This window comes from Binatus sp. (SeqCode) (assembly GCF_036522015.1).
GTDB lineage: Bacteria > Desulfobacterota > Binatia > Binatales > Binataceae > Binatus.
On the sequence record NZ_DATDGQ010000144.1, the window covers coordinates 1 to 2485 of the forward strand.

At 62.3% G+C, this 2485-nt stretch carries 3 protein-coding genes; all 3 read right to left on the minus strand.

What is annotated here, in order from left to right; genetic code table 11:
• Nucleotides 1-50: 50 nt before the first annotated feature.
• Nucleotides 51-1253: a CaiB/BaiF CoA-transferase family protein gene (locus VIW95_RS06065; protein WP_331584534.1), complete on the minus strand. Its 1203-nt coding sequence runs from the start codon at nucleotides 1251-1253 to the stop codon at nucleotides 51-53.
• A gap of 63 nt (nucleotides 1254-1316) precedes the next feature.
• A complete protein-coding gene (locus VIW95_RS06070; protein WP_331584535.1) occupies nucleotides 1317-1709 on the minus strand; it encodes a hypothetical protein in 393 nt (130 codons plus the stop codon).
• A 43-nt stretch (nucleotides 1710-1752) separates the two neighbouring features.
• Nucleotides 1753-2485: helical backbone metal receptor (locus VIW95_RS06075; RefSeq protein WP_331584536.1), on the minus strand; the 733-nt coding region annotated here is incomplete at its 5' end.

Consider the following 2485-nt stretch of genomic DNA (forward strand, 5'->3'; position numbering starts at 1 on the left):
GCCGCGGGCAACGCAACGAATCCCGCGCACCCGCGCCAGATGATGCGCTGCTACTTGATCGCGCCCGACTCGCGCCAGCGGTCGAGCTCGTCCTTGCTGTAGCCGAGCTCGCCGAGGATTTCGTCGGTATGCTGTCCGAGCTGCGGCGCGAGCGACCTGATCGATCCCGGGGTATCCGAGAATTTCGCCGAGATGCCGACCTGCTTGAACTTCCTGCCGCCGTCGCCTTCGACCTCGACGATCATGTTGCGCGCCTGCACCTGCGGATCGTTCGGCACCTCGTCGAGCGTGAGCATCCGGCCGGCGCAGATATCGCTCTTGCTCAGAATCTCGAACCATTCGTCGCGCGTCCTGGTTTTGAACGTCTCGGTGAACACGCGTGCTATTTCCGGGCGCTTGCCCGAGTCGTATTCATGCGGAATAAAATCCTCGCGGCCGAGCGCGCGGCACAGATTGGCGAAGAACCACGGCTCGATCGCCGCGATGGTAATGTATTTTTCGTCCTTGGTCAGGTAGACGTTGTAGTTCGGAATCCCGCCGTCGTTTATCGTCTCACCGCGTCTGGGGACTTTCCCGTTGGCGAAGAATGTCGAGAACGCCTGCGCCAGCAGCGCGAGGCTGCCGTCCATCATCGAGATGTCGACGTACTGCCCGCGCCCAGTCTGGTTGCGTGCGACCAGCGCCGCCAGCACCCCGATCGCGCCATGCATCCCGCCGCCGGCGTAGTCCGCAACGACGTTGTGCGGAATCGTCGGCGGCTGGCCGGGCCGCCCGAACATCGACAGCACGCCGGCGGTTGCGATGTAGTTGATGTCGTGGCCGACCAGGTCGCGATACGGGCCGGTCTGTCCGAAGCCGGTGATGGCGCAATAGATCAGCCGCGGGTTGCGTGACGAGAGCTTCTCGTAGTCAATCCCCAGCCGCTTGGCGACGCCCGGCCGGTATTCCTCGACGATCACGTCGGCGCGCTGCGCGAGCCGAATATAGATTTCCTTGCCCATACCGCTCTTGAGATTGATCCCGATCGATTTCTTGTTGCGCGCCAGCGCGTTGTGCGGCGAACTGTTGAAGCTGTTACCAGCAGAGCGCGTGCCGGCGGCGCCAGCTTGCTGTGCGCGTCTTCCGGTGGGAGGTCCCGGCTCCTCGATCCTGATCACTCCGGCGCCAAGGTCCGCCAGGATCATCGTGCAGAAAGGTCCCGGCGCCAGCTTGGTCAGATCGAGTACTTTGATTCCGTCAAGTGGTGCAGGCATCGTCGGTCCCCCGAAAAAAGAACTATCGAATGAATGACTGAGCGAGTCGCGCGACGCTGTTGATTAGGGATTCGCCGGCTGCGCATAGGTATTCATCGGCGCCTGCCGCGGTTCGGATTGTTCCTCTTCGGGCCCACCTAAAACCGTCGGCGGAATCGCCGGCGGTTCTTCACCGGCGCCGTTTTGATCCGTCTGGTTGCTATCGGCGTTCTGATTGTCGTCCGAGCTGTCGTTTGAATCGTTGTCGTTGTCGCTGCTGTTATCGTTGTCGTTGTCGGTGGTGCCCATACTGGGTTGCCCGGCCTGACCATCCTGCGCGAGGACCATGTCCAGCGGCGACTGATGCGCCTGCCAGCTCATCGGCGCGGGATTCGAATCGGCGCGACTCGAAGCGCATGCCATCGGTGGCGCCATCATCAGAACAAACGCGGCTGCCAAACTGATTTTCGGGATCATACCAATCTCCCATTCATTTTCGTCGGATAGCGTCGAAGCACGATTATAGAACCGCGGCTCGCACCCGCGCCATTCTCTCCGCCAATGACTTCAGCCCCTGCACCATGTGGACGCCGTACCAATGCAGGTCGCGTCCGTTGACAATCAATACGCGGCGGCTGAGCGCGGGCGGCAGCAGAGGCTTCAGCTCGGCGACGTCGGACTCATCGAATTCATACGGCTCGTCGGGAAGTATCACGATATCAGGACGCAGTTCGACCGCGTCCTCGAGCGTCGTCACGGGATAGCGCTCGCCCGCCGAGGCAAAGACGTTGTTATAGCCAAGCATGCGCAGCACATCATGCGCGTAGGTGTCGGCGTTGAACGACATCCACGGGTTTTTCCAGATCGGGCAGAAAACGCGAAGCCGCAGTTTGCTCCATACGCCGAGCGCCGCCTCGATTCCGCTCACGCTGAGCGTGATTTCTTTGGCCAGCGCCGCGGCCTGCGCTTCGCGACCGAGCACCCGGCCCAGGCGCAGGATCGATTCGACCGCACCCGGCACCGTGCGCGGATACGTGGTGAACACCGGGATACCCGCCGCGCGCATTTGCTCGACGTCCTCGCGCCGGTTCTCTTCGGCGTTTGCGATCACCAGCTCGGGCTCGAGCTTCACGATGGCGGCGATGTCGGGATTCTTGGTGCCGCCGACCTTTGGAATCGACGTGACCGCTGCGACCGGCTCGACGCAGAACTTGGTAACGCCCACGACTTCGGAACTGAAGCCCAGCGCGAAC

Bases quoted from the DNA above. Each gene is read 5' to 3' on its own strand.
- VIW95_RS06065 (WP_331584534.1), bottom strand. From the start codon at position 1,253: ATGCCTGCACCACTTGACGGAATCAAAGTACTCGATCTGACCAAGCTG.
- VIW95_RS06070 (WP_331584535.1), bottom strand. From the start codon at position 1,709: ATGATCCCGAAAATCAGTTTGGCAGCCGCGTTTGTTCTGATGATGGCG.